The sequence below is a fragment of the Oceanobacter sp. ABM4_470 genome (assembly GCF_056158645.1).
This window is the reverse complement of the sequence record NZ_JBSWTR010000002.1, coordinates 232,231-247,650: the sequence shown is the minus strand read 5'-3', so window position 1 is coordinate 247,650 and position 15,420 is coordinate 232,231. Positions and strand designations below refer to the sequence as shown.

Here is a 15,420-nt window from a genome sequence, read left to right as displayed (position 1 = left end):
CATTCCAAAGCGACATATCCGCAACGCTGGCCGATGAACAAATTTTCGGCCCTATAGCAAAAACCAATACCCCTCTGGTGAAATTGGACTTTGCCCTGACAGCCACACAGACATAACATTCGAGAGCATAAACATGCCGTCAGAGCATGTAGCCGGTACACCTCGATGTAGCGCAACAGCACCCGCAAAGCCGTGGAAGGGCACGGTTTTTCAGGGGCGATGTTGTTTTTGTACCAGTCAGTACGATGTTTGTACCAGAGACTTCAACGCGATTTCTGGTAATAGTGAAGTAACCCTATAATCCCAACAAAATAATAACGAGGGATTCCATGCTGGGAAGCTATCTCCATCGGTCGGTTGATCTGGCCGTCAATCAGGGCAGTGACCACCAGGCCCTGCACAGCCCTTTACTGCAGCTCTTTGCCTGCAGGGATAAAGGCTTCTTCATAGACTGCGCCAGCGGCCAGAACAGCGACGCCCGCGTGCGCCAGAACCAGTGGCGTATCGGCGACCTGCAACTGGCACGCCTGCACTTTAACCGCAGCTGCCGGGTGGCCATTGAATGCCCCGACGACATCAGTCTGCTGGTATGGCCGACCGACCCGTTCGAGAACCTGCTGGCGCAACCCCATTGGGTCAGCCATCAGCAAGCTCTTGAATTAGGCGCCAGCGCCAATCAGGACTGGCTCTGCGTGGCGGTCAACAACCAACGACTGGACATGACTGACAGCAGCCAGCTGAACCGGATCTTCCAGCAACAATGGCAACAGGGCCGCAACCAGCGCCTGCAATTTCTGCTGCAATCCCTCTGCGCCGAACCGGACACGCCAATCAGTGCCAGCAACGCCGACTGCTACCAGCAGCTGTTCTACCACGCCCTGTGGCAGAGCCTGCAAAGCCACGACAGCACCAGTCCCGGCGTTGGCCACAGCCAGCACCCACGGGTGCAAAAAGTACGGGCGTTGCTGTTAGAGCACATCACCGAAGACATCGACGTCAACTGGCTGGCAGCGCAATGCGATGTCAGCGTGAAGACCCTCTATAACCTGTTCAACAAGGAACTGGGCATCACTCCCTCGGTGTTTATTCGCTGTGTGAAACTGCAGGCTGCCCACGACGACATCTGCAACAGCCCCAGTCAGAACATCACCCACATCGCCACCCGCTACGGCTTTACCAACCTGTCGCGCTTTGCCAGCTACTACCGCGAGCGCTTTGGCGAATCGCCATCGGATACCCTGCGCAGCAGTCGTAGCAAGAACGTCTGAAGTCGGGTGTCGGGTGTCGGGTGTCGGGTGTCGGACATAAAAAATCCGGTGCTCATGACAACACCGGATTCTTTACAACACACAACGGAGAGTTTGTTGGGTTAGCCTTGCCGCCAATCAGCAAGGCCAACGCCGGGCCGGTACTCAGAACTTGTACATGGCCATGATTTCCAGCTGCTTGCCCTTCGGACGGATGTTCGGGAAGCTGGTTGGGTTGTTGAGGGTATCAACGTCCTGCTTACGGAATTCAACGCCGATATCCAGGCCTTTGGTGTAGGCGTAGGTCAGGTTGGCGTTCATCACGTTCATTTCAGAATCGGCAGCATCGTCAACGCTCACACGACCCATGCGCACACCGGCTTTCAGGTCGTCGCTCAGGCGGTAGCTCAGACCCGCTGCGAAGCCCATCTGACTAACCAGATCGCCGTCTTCAGCATCGGCGTTCTTGACCGGCGCATAGGCACCGTTCACACCGAAACCAGAGAACACGCCCACACCCTTACCGGTGTAAACGGAGCCGTGCAGGGTAAGGTCGCCCATGCCCAACTTACCGGCGAACGACAGGCCAGCACCAAACTTGGAATCTTCATCCCCGGTGTTGCTGCCATCACCAACAGCAACGTCACGACCGGTGGCTGCCACAGTAAAGCCACTGCCGCCGTCAAAGCGCTGGGTGTAGGACGCCACCAGATCCGGGTAGCCTGCTTTGGCGTTTACCGGGTCCTGAATACTGATGCGAACCGGGCCATTGGTGTAGTGCAACACCAGGTCCGGGCGAATGGTACCGCCATTACCGCCCAGTGTGCCGAGGCCCAGGCCCCAGAAGTTGAACTGTGGCGCATCCATCGGCGCCGTTGCGAAGAACACACCGCTCCAGGTCTGACCAACGGTCACGTTATCTACCTGCAGGTAGGCGTGACGCAGACGCCAGTTGTAAGTCGTACCCGAATTGAACTGACCACCGTAGAAATCGCCTTCAATAAAGGTCTTGATCTTGTGACCTTCGATTTCACGCTGGGTAGCAAAATTGATACGGGATTGACGGGCAGTCGCGTTAAAGGAGTTGCTTGCATCCAGTGCGGCATCGGAGTCCGGGCGGTTGAAAACACCTTCTACCTTAACGTAACCACCAATGCTGTATTTCACGCCGTTTACGTCGGCGATTTCACCGGCACCTGCAACGGATGCCATAACGGAGGCTGCAACAGCCAGAGCCAGGGAGTGCTTCTTCATGATTTAGCCTTTCTTTTATTTATTGTTGTGCCGGGCTGTTCGTTAGGACGCCAGCGCCGGAATAGTCAGCCAATTCAGTTTGATTGAGGCCACCCCCAAAGGCTGTACATATACTGCAATCGGGGTACATATGTTGTAAAAACCGATTGTTTTAATTACCACCTATATAAGTTTTTGAGATACATCACATTCCAAAAACAGATAGAGAGCACACCAGAGAGTTTTACTCACACTGCCCTGCAAGGTCAGTCACCATCGGGGTTTGGAGGGGGTTTGGAGGGAATTTGAAGACAGCCAGAAGCTTTGTCAGAAACAGCGCATGGGATTTTCAGAGGGGCTTAAAAGGTACCGAAACCACCGAACACCCATGTAAAAAAAGTGCCAGTCGTCGAATGATTTCTCCATTCAGAGCAGCGTTTATTCGGACGATGATGGAAAGGTAACAATAAAAATGTACCGCAGAGGCACTTATGAAAACGATAAAAACCCAGGTAGCCATCATCGGCTCAGGCCCATCCGGCCTGCTGCTTGGCCAACTGCTGCACAAGCAAGGCATCGACAACGTCATCATCGACCGCGTAGACCGTGACTACATTCTGGGTCGTATTCGCGCAGGTATTCTGGAACAAGGATTTGTCGATCTGGTACGTGAAGCCGGTGTGTCCGAGCGTATGGATGCCGAAGGCCACGTCCACGACGGTGTTGAACTGAGCATCAACAACCAGCGTCATCGCATCGACCTGAAAGAACTCACCGGTGGCAAAACCGTCATGTGTTACGGACAGGTAGAAATTACCCGCGACCTGATGGACGCCCGTGAAGCCGCTGAGCTGCCGACCTACTATTACGCAGAATCGGTACAGCCGCACGACGTGAAGTCCGACAACCCCTACGTCACTTTCAACTATCAGGGTGAAGACATCCGCCTGGAATGTGACTACATCGCCGGTTGTGACGGTTTCCATGGTGTGTCCCGCCAGACCATTCCGGAAGAACTGCGTACCGAGCACGAACGTGTTTACCCGTTTGGCTGGCTGGGCCTGATGGCCGACGTGCCACCGTGCAACGACGAGCTGATCTACGCCATGTCGGATCGTGGCTTTGCCCTGGCCAGCCAGCGCTCCCTGACCCGTTCCCGCTACTACCTGCAGGTGCCACTGACCGACAAGGTAGAAGACTGGTCTGACGAACGTTTCTGGGACGAACTGAAAAAGCGTCTGCCGGAAGAAGTTGCTGCGACCATGCAAACCGGTCCAAGTATCGAAAAGAGCATCGCACCACTGCGTTCATTCGTGTGTGAGCCAATGCAGTATGGCAACCTGTTCCTGGTGGGTGATGCCGCCCACATCGTGCCGCCAACCGGCGCCAAGGGTCTGAATCTGGCCGCCTCTGACGTGGCCACCCTGTACAAGATCATGACCCGTGTTTACAAAAACGGCGACAAGGCTTGTACCGAGCAGTACTCCGAAATTGCCCTGCGTCGTGTCTGGAACGGTGAACGTTTCTCCTGGTGGATGACCAACATGATGCACGACTTCGAAGGCGAAGTGTCCAGCACGGGCATGGACCCACTGATGCAGAAGCGCTTCATGCAGTCCGAGCTGAACTACTACCTCAACAGCGAAAACGGCCGCAAGGTGATCGCCGAGCAGTACGTTGGCCTACCATACGAAGAGCCAAAGTAAGCATTACTTGAACGAAAAAGCCCGCTGGTCGAAGGATCAGCGGGCTTTTTTGGTCACGATGTCATCAACATCAATTTGGTGCGCGGTACACACTCTAACGAGATTTTTCCGAATACCCGTTCATGGAACGGGTGCGCACCAACGAATTCAATGCAGCGACATCCGGTTCTGCTTCGGTGCCAGAGTGCCCAGCTGAGCGACCAACGCCTGCAAGGCTGGCTTGTTGGTCTGGATACGTCCCAATAACTGCGGACATTCTTCAGCCAGACGTGCCGCCATTTTCTGCACACACAGCCGAATGCCTTCGTGGTCGCAGTCGTTATTCTGTGATGCCAGCAGGTTCACACAGCGGTTAAGCCGCACCAGCGCCATTTCACTGCGGCCTTCGGCCAGATAACTTTCCACCAGATTCAGCAGCGCCAACACCACACTGGCCAACGCCGTCTCGTAAGACACCATCGGGTATTGGCCGGGGCAATAAAGCAGGTCGTAGCCGAAGTCGAGCGCTTGCACAAAGGACTGACTCGCCGCCTGTGGATCGCCCGCTGCCAGCGCTTGCTGACCCATTTCAATATGGTGCTGCCAATCCAGTGGTGGCTTTTCGCCATGACGGGCCTGTATACCGGCCTGCCAGGTGTGCTTTGTGTCTCGCTGCGTCATACGACCTCCATCCGATGTCGTGATGCCTGAACCAGAGCCGTGTTTACTCTGGTCAGGCAACGGCAAGTGTAGTCAGGGACGAATCAGATACCGCCATGAGTCAGTTTGGCAGGGTCCAGCAGGCGTTCCAGTTCTTCACGACCCAGATCGGTTTGCTCGTCGGCAACGTCGAGTACCGGGCGCTTCTCTTTATAGGCCTGCTTGGCGATTTCAGCCGCTTTCATATAACCCACAATCGGGTTCAGTGCCGTCACCAGAATCGGGTTTTTCGCCAGCGCTTCCTGCAGTTTATCTTCATTCACCTTGAAGCTGGATACCGCTTTATCGGCCAACAAACGCGAGGTGTTCGCCGCCAGCTGAACGCTGTTCAGCAGGTTGGCAGAGATCACCGGCAGCATCACGTTCAGTTCAAAGTTACCGGACTGACCGCCAATGGTGATGGTAGCGTCGTTACCAATGATCTGGGCAGCGGCCATGGCAGTGGCTTCCGGAATTACAGGGTTAACCTTGCCCGGCATGATGGAAGAACCCGGCTGCAGGGCTTCCAGTTCGATTTCACCCAAACCGGCCAGCGGGCCAGAGTTCATCCAGCGCAAGTCGTTGGCAATTTTCATCAGTGCCACGGCGAGGGTTTTCAATGCACCGGAGGTTTGCACCGCAGTGTCCTGGGAGCTGATCAGAGCGAACAGGTCAGGGCCTGGCTGGAACGGCAAGCCGGTCAGTTTGCTCAGTTCGTGGCTGAACAGTTCCGAAAATTCCGGGTGAGCGTTAATGCCGGTACCCACGGCGGTGCCGCCCTGGGCCAGACGCAGCAGCTGGGTCAGCTGGTGATCGAGGTTCTTGCGGCAGCTGCGAATTTGTTCGGCCCAACCGCCCAGCGACTGGCTCATGCGCACAGGCATGGCGTCCATCAGGTGAGTACGGCCGGTTTTTACAAAGCCGTCGACTTCAGCAGCCTTGTCGCGAATGGCTTGCTGCAAGTGATCCAGTGCCGGAATCAGGGTGTCGCTGATTTGCATCGCGGCACTGATGTGAATGCTGCTTGGAATAATATCGTTACTGCTCTGGCCGCAGTTAACGTGGTCGTTCGGGCTAACGTCCTGACCCAGTGAACGAGTGGCCAGTGTGGCGACCACTTCGTTGGCATTCATGTTGGAGCTGGTGCCAGAGCCAGTCTGGAACACGTCTACCGGGAAGTGGGTCATCAGCTCGGCATCACCCAGCAGGGTGTTGACGGCATCGACAATGGCATCACCAATGGGTTTTTCCAGCATGCCCAACTGCACGTTGGCCTTGGCGGCGGCGGCTTTGGCCAGCAACAGGGCACGAATGAAAGCCTCTGGCATCGGCTGGCCACTGACCGGGAAGTTATCAATCGCACGCTGGGTTTGCGCCCCCCACAGTGCCGCTTCCGGTACTTGCAGTTCGCCCATGCTGTCTTTGACGGTACGGTAATTCATTGCCTGTCTCCTGTTGGTTGGCGCTGGCCGGATCGGATTGGCCGCTGACGCCGTGCTCTTTATGCTTGTTGGGTATGCCAGCTGTGCTCTCAGCTGTATTGGAGGAAATAGCCTGCCAGGGTGTTCATTTCCCAACGCAAGCGGTTAACCGCCTTGCGGTGGTGGGGCTTGCTGGCGACTGCCGACAGGCCGTTCAACGGATGATGGATATGATCCAGACACAGCTGTCGCCAGGTTTCCGGCACCAGCTCGTCGGTGATGGCATCCATCAAGAGGTCGTATTCACGGCGGTACACCCGGCGTTTAATGCAGTTGCACACGCGCGGAAAGGTGATTTCTTCCAGCTCCAGCCAGCGCGTCAGAAAGCCCGGACTGTCCGGTTGTTCGCCGTAACGCACTGCATGGCGCATGTCGATCAGCTCGAGAAAATTTTCCATCGTCTGCTGTTCCGCCATGGCGCTGCCCCTTCGGTGTCCGATAAGATTCATAACTGTAAGTTCGACTGCACCCAGCGCTATCGTTTGGCAACGCATTAAGGTCATTCGGGAACAGATGTTTTCCACAAAAAGAGTGTCCCAAACCGCGAGTCAAGCCTTGATTTATTAATGATAATGATTAGCATTTGGTGCAGAGTCAACCTGGTTTGTTCATCAGGTTTATAAAGTTTTGAAATGAAGAATTCAGAGGCACCGTTATGAGCAGCCCACGCACCGGTATTATTTTTGGTACCGACACCGGCAACACCGAAGACATCGCCAACCGTATTGCCGAACAGCTGAAAGAGCATGGCATTGACGCCGATTTGCACAACATCACCGACGTGGGTTCCGAAACATTCGGAGAGTACGAACTGTTGATCATGGGCATCCCTACCTGGGATTTCGGTGGCATCCAGGCTGACTGGGAAGATTTTGAAGACGCCCTCAAGGCACTGGACCTGAACGGTCAGGTTGTGGCCCTGTACGGTCTGGGCGACCAGTTCGGTTACGGCGACTACTTCATCGACGCCGTGGGCTGGCTGCACGAGTGTCTGGCTGACACTGGCGCCAAGTTCGTTGGCTACTGGTCTACCGAAGGCTACGAGTTTGACGGCTCCCGCGCATCCATCGACGACGGCAAGCGTTTCTGCGGTCTGGCGGTTGACGAAGACCAGCAGTTTGAACTGAGCGACGACCGTGTTGAGCGTTGGGTCAAGCAGGTGGTGGCCGAATACGCCGAGAAGAAAGAAGCCGCCTGATCAGCGCTTCGAGCTTCACAAGCACAGGGTGGCCTTGCCATCCTGAGCTTGCCGTCTTATTCCCTTCCCCAATACGCCCTGACGATTACCAATCCTGCTGTTTGAACCAGACTTCCAGGTAATCAATCAACGCCCGCACCGCCGTCGACTTATGTTTGCGGGAGGCGTACAACACACAGATTTTCAGATCGTCCAGCGTCCATTGCGGCAGCACATGTTGCAACTCGCCCTGTCATCCAGAGCGGGCACTGAGTTATTTGGAGGGACCCTAGTGCGACTGAGCCATTATCTCGATAAACCACCGGGGCTCCATGGCATCAAAATCGGTGCGAATGTTAGAAGGTAAATAGGCCGCAGAATCCAGCACGAAAGGTTGCCCGGCCACCCGCTTGAACACCACCCAATGCCAGAAGTCCTTGCCGTCCTCCTGATGGTGCTTGATGGCAAGCAACGCCATATCCGGCAAGCTGCCCCAGTCGGTGAAAGGTATTTCCGTTGGCGAGGTTTCGATGCTTTCAGTCGCCAGCATCTGGCGTACATAACGGGTGTCTGACCACAACGACTGGTCATCGGCATGAATGCCCATGTCGTTGGCAATGTCCTTCATCTCCGGATAGGTTTTACCCAGAATATTGGCCACCGAAGCGATGCCGCAGCCCGTCGGCTCTTGCTGCTTTACGGGAGTGAACATGATCTGATCCTCGCTGCTGTGCGCTGTTTTGTCAGTCATAACGAATCCTTCGTTCTGATAACAGTCTTGCACATCCTGTCAGCCGCCGCACCCTTGTAGCCGTAACAGCACCGTAACTGGCGCGTTCCGCTACCCCACGCCCAGCGCAGGCAAGCCTGCTCCTACGACGCCAAAGTGATAAAACACAACCCCAGAAACAACAACCCCAGAAACAACAAAGCCCGCACGAGGCGGGCCTGGTCAGGCTCTGTTACCAGAGCCGTAAGTCAGGGCAATCAGGCGTTGGCCATTTTGCCTGGCTTTTTCAGACGCTGGATGCGCATTTCGTTCTGCAAGCCCAGGTACAGGCTCAGACACATGGCCAGCAAGATGAAGGTGAACGGCAGGCCCGTCGAGATAGCACCCGCTTGCAGTGCGCTCAGAGCTGCCTTGCCACCGCCAATCAGCAGGGCAATCGCCACCAGACCTTCAGCAGACGCCCAGAACAGACGCTGTGGTACTGGAGATTCGATCTTGCCACCGGTGGTGATGGAGTCGATCACCAGCGAGCCAGAGTCGGACGAGGTTACGAAGAAGGTCAGTACCAGCACGATGGCGATGAAGGAGATGATGCCGGTCATTGGCAGGTGCTCGAACATCTGGAACATGCTCAGGGATACGCTGCTGATGCCGTTGGCCAGTTCGCCCACACCAGTAGTCGCTTGCTCCAGTGCAGTACCACCGAAGACACCCATCCATACGATGGTAATCAGCGTCGGAATGATCAGCACAGCCGTCATGAATTCACGAACGGTACGGCCCTTGGATACACGGGCAATGAACATACCAACGAATGGTGACCAGGAGATCCACCAGGCCCAGTAGAACACAGTCCAGCCGTGGTAGAACTTGTCGTCTTCACGACCAATCCAGTTGGACAGCGGCACCACGTCGGTGGCGTAGCTAACAACGGTAGTACCAATCCAGCCCAGAATTTCCAGGGTTGGGCCCAACAGGAATACAGCCACCAGCAGCAGCGCAGCAACGATCATGTTGAAGTTACTCAGCAGCTTCACACCACCGTCCATACCACGTACCACAGAGAATGCAGCAACAGCGGTAACACAGATGATCAGGAAGATTTGAGTGGTGATGGTATCCGGCGTACCGAACAGGAAGTTCAGACCAGACACCGCTTGCTGGGCACCCAGACCCAAAGACGTTGCCAGACCAAACAGCGTGGCCAGTACCGCGATGATATCAATCACGTTACCCATCCAGCCCCATACGCGCTCGCCCAACAAAGGGTAGAAAGCGGAACGAACGGTCAGTGGCAAACCCTTGTTGTAGCAGAAGAACGCCAGCGCCAGACCCATCACGCCGTAGATGGCCCATGGGTGCAGACCCCAGTGGAACATGGTCGCGCCAATAGCAGCCTTGGCACCTTCCGGCGTATTGGCTGCAGCGTTCAGCGGCGTGCCCCACCAGTCGGTGAAGTAAGCAACCGGCTCAGCCACACTCCAGAACATCAGGCCGATCCCCATACCCGCTGCGAACAGCATGGCAATCCAGGATACGGTGGAAAATTCCGGCTTGGCATCGTCGCCGCCCAGACGAATCTTACCCACAGGCAGGAAGATCAATGCCACACAGAAAATAACGAAGACGTTACCGCCAACCATGAACAGCCAGTCGAAGTTACTGATCGACCAGGATTTGGCCGCCCCCAGGTACTCGCCTGCTGCTTCCGGGAACAAAAGTGTTCCTACGATGAACGCGACGATAAGTGCCGCGCTGATAAAAAAGACGCCCTTGTGCAAGTCCATGCCCATGAACTCAAGGTTGTCTTGTCCAGCTTCAAAGTCACTCTGATATTGCTCTTCAAGAGCGCGAATATCGGCTTTATTCATGCTGATCCCCTATTGAATGTAATCGCTAACAGTCGTTTCAGACTGCCAACCCTCCCCATCCGTCTTGTTGTTGGCGCGGTTTCCTCCCCAGAAAACAGCGCTACTTATCCGCCGACCAAGCGACCGGCGAAAGATGGATTTCACTACCATCACTTGCCCTTGGTGGTGCTGTCAAAGCAACCGGGTCGTGTTTGAACAAGCCTGTCGCGGATAGACTCTTACAAGTCGGATACGGGTAGATTGATAGATTATTATAATAACGATTTCAGAATTTATTTCGACCTCTAAACTTATACTTTTTTGACAGTATTCTGATATTTTCATGCAGAGCAGGAATGTGAAAGATTCAGAAAGAGGGAAAAATGCGGTGAAAGATGCGCAAAGAGTGGCAAGAATGCTTAATAAATGGCCAAAAAAGCGGCCAAAATAATCAACAAACTTATTGATACATATTTGATTTTGATTGCCAAACAACCAAACAGGACAGAAAAACCCATCGATTAATTAGACATAGATGGATTATTTCTGAACAGAAAAAGAAAGGCTCCGACGAGCCACTACTCAGCGCGAGCAGTTTTTGGCCGAATTACAGGCACCAGTCCGGTTCCACTGCGGGACACTGTCTGAACACCCGTAAGGTGCAATTTTGACAGCGTTCGGGCGCCACCTTTGGAACCAGAGCCGCAAGCGCGTCAGCACTGGTATCAAACACCCGCTGCGGGCCCAGCTGTTGAACCAGCCGTGCGGTATCCGGTTCCTGCAACAACAGGTTCTTGAGCCAACACAATGTCAGCTCGACGTCTTGCTGTCCTGGTAACTGTTGCAAGCGCCGCTGTTCCTGCAGCAGCATCTCCGCCCCGGCCAGATCAATATGATGCACGCCCGTGCAATTGAGGATCAGAAACCGCACCTGCGAGTGCTGCTCGCAAAAGTGCTGAATCGATTGCTGAATGTGATCGGCAGAGCCAAAAAACACCGCACCGTCGATTCTCAGAATGCGAACTTCGGGGCACACTGGCAGCTGCAAACGCTCCACGTTGCGACATTCCGGCTCGGTTTTTGGCGCCATCGGCGCGACTTCCACCACGTTCGGTCGTGCGGTTTTGTCCAGAAACAGCAACAACGACACCACCACCCCAAGCAGTACCGCAAACTCCAGCCGAATCGTCAGGGTGGCCACCAGCGTTACCACAAACACCACCCACTCGCGTCGGTCCGAATGGGCGAAGTGCGCCAGCTGCTTGAAGTCGAACAGGTTCCAGGCAATCAACAGAATACCGCCTGCCATGGCAGGCAAGGGAATCCACTCGGTAACGTCAGGCAGCAGCAACAAAATAACCAACAGGAACAGCGCCGAGCTGACCACCGCCAATGGCGAACGAGCGCCCGAGTCGTAATTCAGACCACTGCGGGTAAACGAGCCCGAACCGGCAAAACTGGAGAACAGGCTGCCGACCAGATTGGCCAGCCCCTGGCCGACAAACTCCTGATTGGCGTCGATACGCTGGCCTGAACGAATCGCAATTGAACGGGCAATGGCGGCGGCTTCCACCAGCCCCAACAGCGCCACAGTCAATGCCCCCGGTAGCAGCATGGCAATCAGCTCAAGGGAAATCTCCGGCACATGAAACAGCGGCCAACTGCTGGGGATTTCGCCCACCATGGCAACGCCCTTGTGTTGGCCATCCAGCAACCAGCACAAGCCGGCACCCACCAACATGCCCACCAGCATGGCGGGGATTCGTTTGGACAGCCGTTTCACCAGCAAGGTCGTCGCCAGCGTCACCAGCGCAATCAGTAGCGAGAGCCCATGGCTGGACGACAGCGAAGTCAGCAACTGCTGCCACTGAACCAGCAGCGAACCACCGTCCAGATGCTCCAGACCTAACGCATGTCCGAGCTGACTGGTGGCAATCAATACCGCCGCCCCGGAGGTAAAGCCGACCACCACGGTGTGGGAAATGTACGCCACCAGATTACCAGCGCGCGCCAACCCCAACACCAGCTGGATCACGCCGGTCAGCAGCGTCAGCAACAGCGCCAATTCAATAAAGCGTTGCGAACCGGGCTCCGCCAGCGGTGCCAGCACACTGAACAGCATAATGGCCAACGCCGCCGCCGGGCCGGTAACCAGATGACGGGAAGAACCAAACAACCCGGCAATGGCTGCCACCACCATGGCACCGTACAAACCGTATTCTGCCGGCATACCGGCAATCAGGGCGTAGGCGACCCCTTGCGGCAACACCATCACGGCACCGGTAATTCCGGCAATCAGGTCGGATCGAACATCATCCCGGCTCAGCGACCGGCCCCACGCCAGAAACGGCAGCAAGCGGTCAAACCGGTGGAGGTTCGCAGAAGATGGCATGCAGAGGCTCACAAATGAATGGAATGACTTATTTATAATAGCCAAGGACTCCATGAAGAACCCTACACAGCCCTGTCATCCAGAGCGGGCACCGAGTTATTCAGAGGGTCCTTCAAACACACGGCCCCGTCGCGCAAGCAGCGGGGCCGTGTGACAACATCAGGCGGCAGACCGGGAGAGCATACCACCTGAATTCTGCGAGTCAGGGCGTGACCGGATCAGAGCTCCAGATACTGGTACACCGCACCTTTGCCTTCCTTGCCTTTCACCGTGGTCACGCCTTCAAGCCAGGCGTTCATCACCTGCGGGTTGGCTTGCAGATACTTGCGCGCAGCATCGGCCGGTTTCATGCCGTCGTCCATGATGTAGCCCATCACGGTGTTTTCCATGGTCAGGCTGAATTCCAGATTATCCAGCAGCTTGCCGACGTTTTTGCACTGGTTGCTGTAGCCATCGCGGGTCAGGGTGTGAATGGTGGCACCGCCGTAGTCAGGGCCAAAGTACTTGTCGCCACCGGACAGGTATTTCATTTTAAAGGTGGTGTTCATCGGGTGTGGCTCCCAGCCCAGGAACACAATGTACTTGTCGCGGCGCACCATGCGTTTGACCTGAGCGACGACGCCCTGCTCGCCGGATTCCACCACGGTCCAGTCGCCCAGACCGAAGTCGTTGCTGTCGAGCATATTTTGCAGCAACTGGTTGGCCGGTGCCCCCGGCTCAATGCCATAAATGTTGCTGTCGAACTCATCGGCAAATTTGGCCAGATCGGCAAAGTCCTTCACACCGGCATTGTACGCGTACTCTGGCACTGCCAGCGTAAACTTGGCCCCTTCCAGGTTGGTACGTACTTGCTCGACGTTGCCTTCGGTGACGTATTTGTCGATGAACTTCTGCTGCGCTGGCATCCAGTTGCCCAGAAAAATATCGATCTCGCCGTTGTTCAGCGCCTCAAAACCAATCGGAACGGCCAGGGTTGTGATCTTGGTTTTGTATCCCAATCCTTGCAGCACCTCGGCGGTTAACGCGTTGGTGGAGTTGATATCGGTCCAGCCCGGGTCGGTGAAGCGCACGGTCTGACAGCTGGCTGGAACGTCTGCCATGGCACTGGCGGCGCCCGTCAGCATCAGCGCGGTCAGCGCCAGTGATTTGCCGGTCTTGATCATGATGTTGCTACTCCTCGGTTGGTTTTTCTTTTTTCAGCCTGAGCCATCGTTTCGATCGACTCAAGCTGGCAGTTCATCTATTTATATTTAATCAACGACGGGAAAACGGGCGCGACGCTCAAGGTCGTCCAGATCGATGTTGTTGCGCATGTACATGGTGCTGGCGTCGAAGATCGGCTGATGATCCCACTTCACCTCTTTGCCCTGCTGATGGGCGGCGGTCACAACCCGGCGGCGCTTCTGGTTGATGATGACGTCGCGGGTAATGGCCTCGACGTCCCAGCGTTCGGCGGCTTCAGCACGGAAGGCGGCCACCCTGTCGGCGCATTCCGGCAGCTCGGCCAAGTTGTGTTGCTCGGACGGGTCATCCTTGAGGTTGAACAGCTGTTCGGGATCATCGCCACAACACACGTATTTGAAGTCCCCACGGCGAATCATAAACATCGGCGACGTCACCCCCTCACCCATGTATTCACCAATCACTTCGTCGTGGGCATTGTCGGCATCGCCTTTCAGATGCGGGTTAAGGCTACGGCCATCCAGCGGCATGGCGTAGTCGGTGTTGTTGTGGCCGGTGGCCCATTCAACAAAGGTGGGTAGCAAATCCATGGTCGAAATCGACTGACGGATGCGACCCGCGCCAAAATCAAAACCCTGCAGACCTTCTGGCGCGGCAATGATCATCGGCACCCGGGCAGACCATTCGAAGTAACTCATTTTGTACCAGAGGCCGCGCTCGCCCAGCATGTCGCCATGATCACCGGAGAACACCACAATGGTGTTTTTATCCAGGCCGGTGTTTTTCAGGGTTTGCAGCAGTGCGCCAATCTGGTCGTCAACGTAGCTGCAATTGCCGTAGTAAGCGTGGCGGGCATCGCGGATTTTCTGGTCCGGAATCTGGCTACGGTCTTTCTGATAGACGTGCAGCAAGCGTTTGGAATGCGGGTCTTGCTGGTCGTCGTCAATCTCGAACGACGGCATATCAATTTCTTCGTCGCTGTAGCGATCCCAGTATTCCTGCAGGCAGGCGTAAGGATCGTGCGGGTGCGTCATCGACACCGTCAGGCAAAACGGTCGCAGGTCGGAGCCGCGCACATAATCATTCAGGTAACGTTGGGCCTGAAAACACACCTCGTCGTCGAAATCGAGCTGGTTGGTACGTACCGCCACGCCTGCCTGAGTCACCGATGACATATTGTGGTAGTAGCTCGGGCGCTCTTCGAAGTTTTCCCAGTCCACTACCCAGCCGTAATCCGCCGGATAAATATCCGTGGTCAAACGTTCTTCGTAGCCATGCAGCTGATCCGGGCCGCAAAAGTGCATCTTGCCGGACAACGCGGTCTTATAGCCTTCGCGGCGCAGGTAATGGGCGAAAGTTGGAATGTCGGCGGGGAAGTTGGCGGCATTGTCGTACGCGCCAATCTTGCTGGGCAGCTGCCCGCTCATCAGCACAAAGCGGCTGGGAGCACACAGCGGGCTGTTGCAATAAGCCGAATCAAATACCTGGCCACGCTCGGCCAGAGCATCCAGATGCGGGGTTTTGGCGACCTTGCCGCCGTACATTTTCAGCACTGGCGCGGCCATCTGGTCGGCCATGATGAACAGGATATTCGGTTGTTGCTGGGTCATACGTGCTCCGCTGGTCACACTGGTGATGGCTGTTTGATGCCAACCTGCAAAGCCAACAGACAAGGCCAACAACCATCCGATATTTCAGTTTTTTGCCCGCCGACGACGTCTGGGCCTTTTTCCAATGTATCGTT

The 15,420-nt window shown here is 55.7% G+C and carries 13 protein-coding genes; 3 read left to right on the top strand and 10 right to left on the bottom strand.

The genetic code is table 11. From position 1 onward, the window contains the following. Positions 1-329 precede the first annotated feature (329 nt). Entirely contained in the window at positions 330-1,268 is a 939-nt protein-coding gene (locus ACXADJ_RS17845) for a helix-turn-helix domain-containing protein (protein WP_475068654.1), read from the top strand. A 144-nt stretch (positions 1,269-1,412) separates the two neighbouring features. Here the strand turns inward: ACXADJ_RS17845 and ACXADJ_RS17840 are convergent, their stop codons facing one another. After that, complete coding sequence (locus ACXADJ_RS17840) at positions 1,413-2,501, bottom strand: hypothetical protein (RefSeq protein ID WP_475068652.1); 1,089 nt, start codon at positions 2,499-2,501, stop codon at positions 1,413-1,415. A 479-nt stretch (positions 2,502-2,980) separates the two neighbouring features. On the opposite strand from ACXADJ_RS17840, the gene pobA reads away from it, so the two are divergent. Next, positions 2,981-4,186: a 4-hydroxybenzoate 3-monooxygenase gene (pobA, locus tag ACXADJ_RS17835; protein ID WP_475069137.1), complete on the top strand. Its 1,206-nt coding sequence runs from the start codon at positions 2,981-2,983 to the stop codon at positions 4,184-4,186. Between the two features lie 147 nt (positions 4,187-4,333). On the opposite strand, the gene ACXADJ_RS17830 is transcribed toward pobA, so the two are convergent. The 3 genes from ACXADJ_RS17830 to ACXADJ_RS17820 all read right to left on the bottom strand — a co-directional run bounded on the left by ACXADJ_RS17830 (position 4,334) and on the right by ACXADJ_RS17820 (position 6,743). Next, positions 4,334-4,846 carry a hypothetical protein gene (locus ACXADJ_RS17830; protein WP_475068649.1) on the bottom strand — a complete coding sequence of 171 codons (513 nt, stop codon included), beginning with the start codon at positions 4,844-4,846 and terminating at the stop codon, positions 4,334-4,336. 83 nt (positions 4,847-4,929) lie between these two features. Further along, positions 4,930-6,306: a class II fumarate hydratase gene (locus tag ACXADJ_RS17825; protein WP_475068647.1), complete on the bottom strand. Its 1,377-nt coding sequence runs from the start codon at positions 6,304-6,306 to the stop codon at positions 4,930-4,932. Between the two features lie 89 nt (positions 6,307-6,395). After that, the gene (locus ACXADJ_RS17820) at positions 6,396-6,743 is read right to left on the bottom strand and encodes a hypothetical protein (protein ID WP_475068646.1); all 348 of its coding nucleotides are present in this window, start codon (positions 6,741-6,743) and stop codon (positions 6,396-6,398) included. Between the two features lie 257 nt (positions 6,744-7,000). Between ACXADJ_RS17820 and ACXADJ_RS17815 the strand changes: the two genes are divergently transcribed. After that, a complete protein-coding gene (locus ACXADJ_RS17815; protein WP_028293586.1) occupies positions 7,001-7,543 on the top strand; it encodes a flavodoxin in 543 nt (180 codons plus the stop codon). An 85-nt stretch (positions 7,544-7,628) separates the two neighbouring features. On the opposite strand, the gene ACXADJ_RS17810 is transcribed toward ACXADJ_RS17815, so the two are convergent. From ACXADJ_RS17810 to betC, 6 genes are all read right to left on the bottom strand, one after another. Next, the gene (locus ACXADJ_RS17810) at positions 7,629-7,757 is read right to left on the bottom strand and encodes a hypothetical protein (protein ID WP_475068644.1); all 129 of its coding nucleotides are present in this window, start codon (positions 7,755-7,757) and stop codon (positions 7,629-7,631) included. Positions 7,758-7,811: 54 nt separating this feature from the next. Then, positions 7,812-8,273 (bottom strand): hypothetical protein, encoded by a 462-nt coding sequence (locus tag ACXADJ_RS17805; protein WP_475068642.1) that lies wholly within the window; start codon positions 8,271-8,273, stop codon positions 7,812-7,814. 236 nt (positions 8,274-8,509) lie between these two features. Beyond that, positions 8,510-10,123: a BCCT family transporter gene (locus ACXADJ_RS17800; RefSeq protein ID WP_475068639.1), complete on the bottom strand. Its 1,614-nt coding sequence runs from the start codon at positions 10,121-10,123 to the stop codon at positions 8,510-8,512. 586 nt (positions 10,124-10,709) lie between these two features. Then, positions 10,710-12,494 carry a SulP family inorganic anion transporter gene (locus tag ACXADJ_RS17795; protein WP_475068637.1) on the bottom strand — a complete coding sequence of 595 codons (1,785 nt, stop codon included), beginning with the start codon at positions 12,492-12,494 and terminating at the stop codon, positions 10,710-10,712. A gap of 218 nt (positions 12,495-12,712) precedes the next feature. After that, complete coding sequence (locus tag ACXADJ_RS17790; RefSeq protein ID WP_475068635.1) at positions 12,713-13,657, bottom strand: choline ABC transporter substrate-binding protein; 945 nt, start codon at positions 13,655-13,657, stop codon at positions 12,713-12,715. An 87-nt stretch (positions 13,658-13,744) separates the two neighbouring features. After that, the gene (gene betC / locus ACXADJ_RS17785) at positions 13,745-15,286 is read right to left on the bottom strand and encodes a choline-sulfatase (protein WP_475068634.1); all 1,542 of its coding nucleotides are present in this window, start codon (positions 15,284-15,286) and stop codon (positions 13,745-13,747) included. Between the last annotated feature and the right edge of the window lie 134 nt (positions 15,287-15,420).

What these genes read in the sequence shown, in the direction of transcription:
- ACXADJ_RS17845 (WP_475068654.1), top strand. Translation starts at nt 330, where the DNA reads ATGCTGGGAAGCTATCTCCATCGGTCGGTTGATCTGGCCGTCAATCAG.
- ACXADJ_RS17840 (WP_475068652.1), bottom strand. Translation starts at nt 2,501, where the DNA reads ATGAAGAAGCACTCCCTGGCTCTGGCTGTTGCAGCCTCCGTTATGGCA.
- ACXADJ_RS17830 (WP_475068649.1), bottom strand. Translation starts at nt 4,846, where the DNA reads ATGACGCAGCGAGACACAAAGCACACCTGGCAGGCCGGTATACAGGCC.
- ACXADJ_RS17825 (WP_475068647.1), bottom strand. Translation starts at nt 6,306, where the DNA reads ATGAATTACCGTACCGTCAAAGACAGCATGGGCGAACTGCAAGTACCG.
- ACXADJ_RS17820 (WP_475068646.1), bottom strand. Translation starts at nt 6,743, where the DNA reads ATGGAAAATTTTCTCGAGCTGATCGACATGCGCCATGCAGTGCGTTAC.
- ACXADJ_RS17815 (WP_028293586.1), top strand. Translation starts at nt 7,001, where the DNA reads ATGAGCAGCCCACGCACCGGTATTATTTTTGGTACCGACACCGGCAAC.
- ACXADJ_RS17805 (WP_475068642.1), bottom strand. Translation starts at nt 8,273, where the DNA reads ATGACTGACAAAACAGCGCACAGCAGCGAGGATCAGATCATGTTCACT.
- ACXADJ_RS17800 (WP_475068639.1), bottom strand. Translation starts at nt 10,123, where the DNA reads ATGAATAAAGCCGATATTCGCGCTCTTGAAGAGCAATATCAGAGTGAC.
- ACXADJ_RS17795 (WP_475068637.1), bottom strand. Translation starts at nt 12,494, where the DNA reads ATGCCATCTTCTGCGAACCTCCACCGGTTTGACCGCTTGCTGCCGTTT.
- ACXADJ_RS17790 (WP_475068635.1), bottom strand. Translation starts at nt 13,657, where the DNA reads ATGATCAAGACCGGCAAATCACTGGCGCTGACCGCGCTGATGCTGACG.
- betC (WP_475068634.1), bottom strand. Translation starts at nt 15,286, where the DNA reads ATGACCCAGCAACAACCGAATATCCTGTTCATCATGGCCGACCAGATG.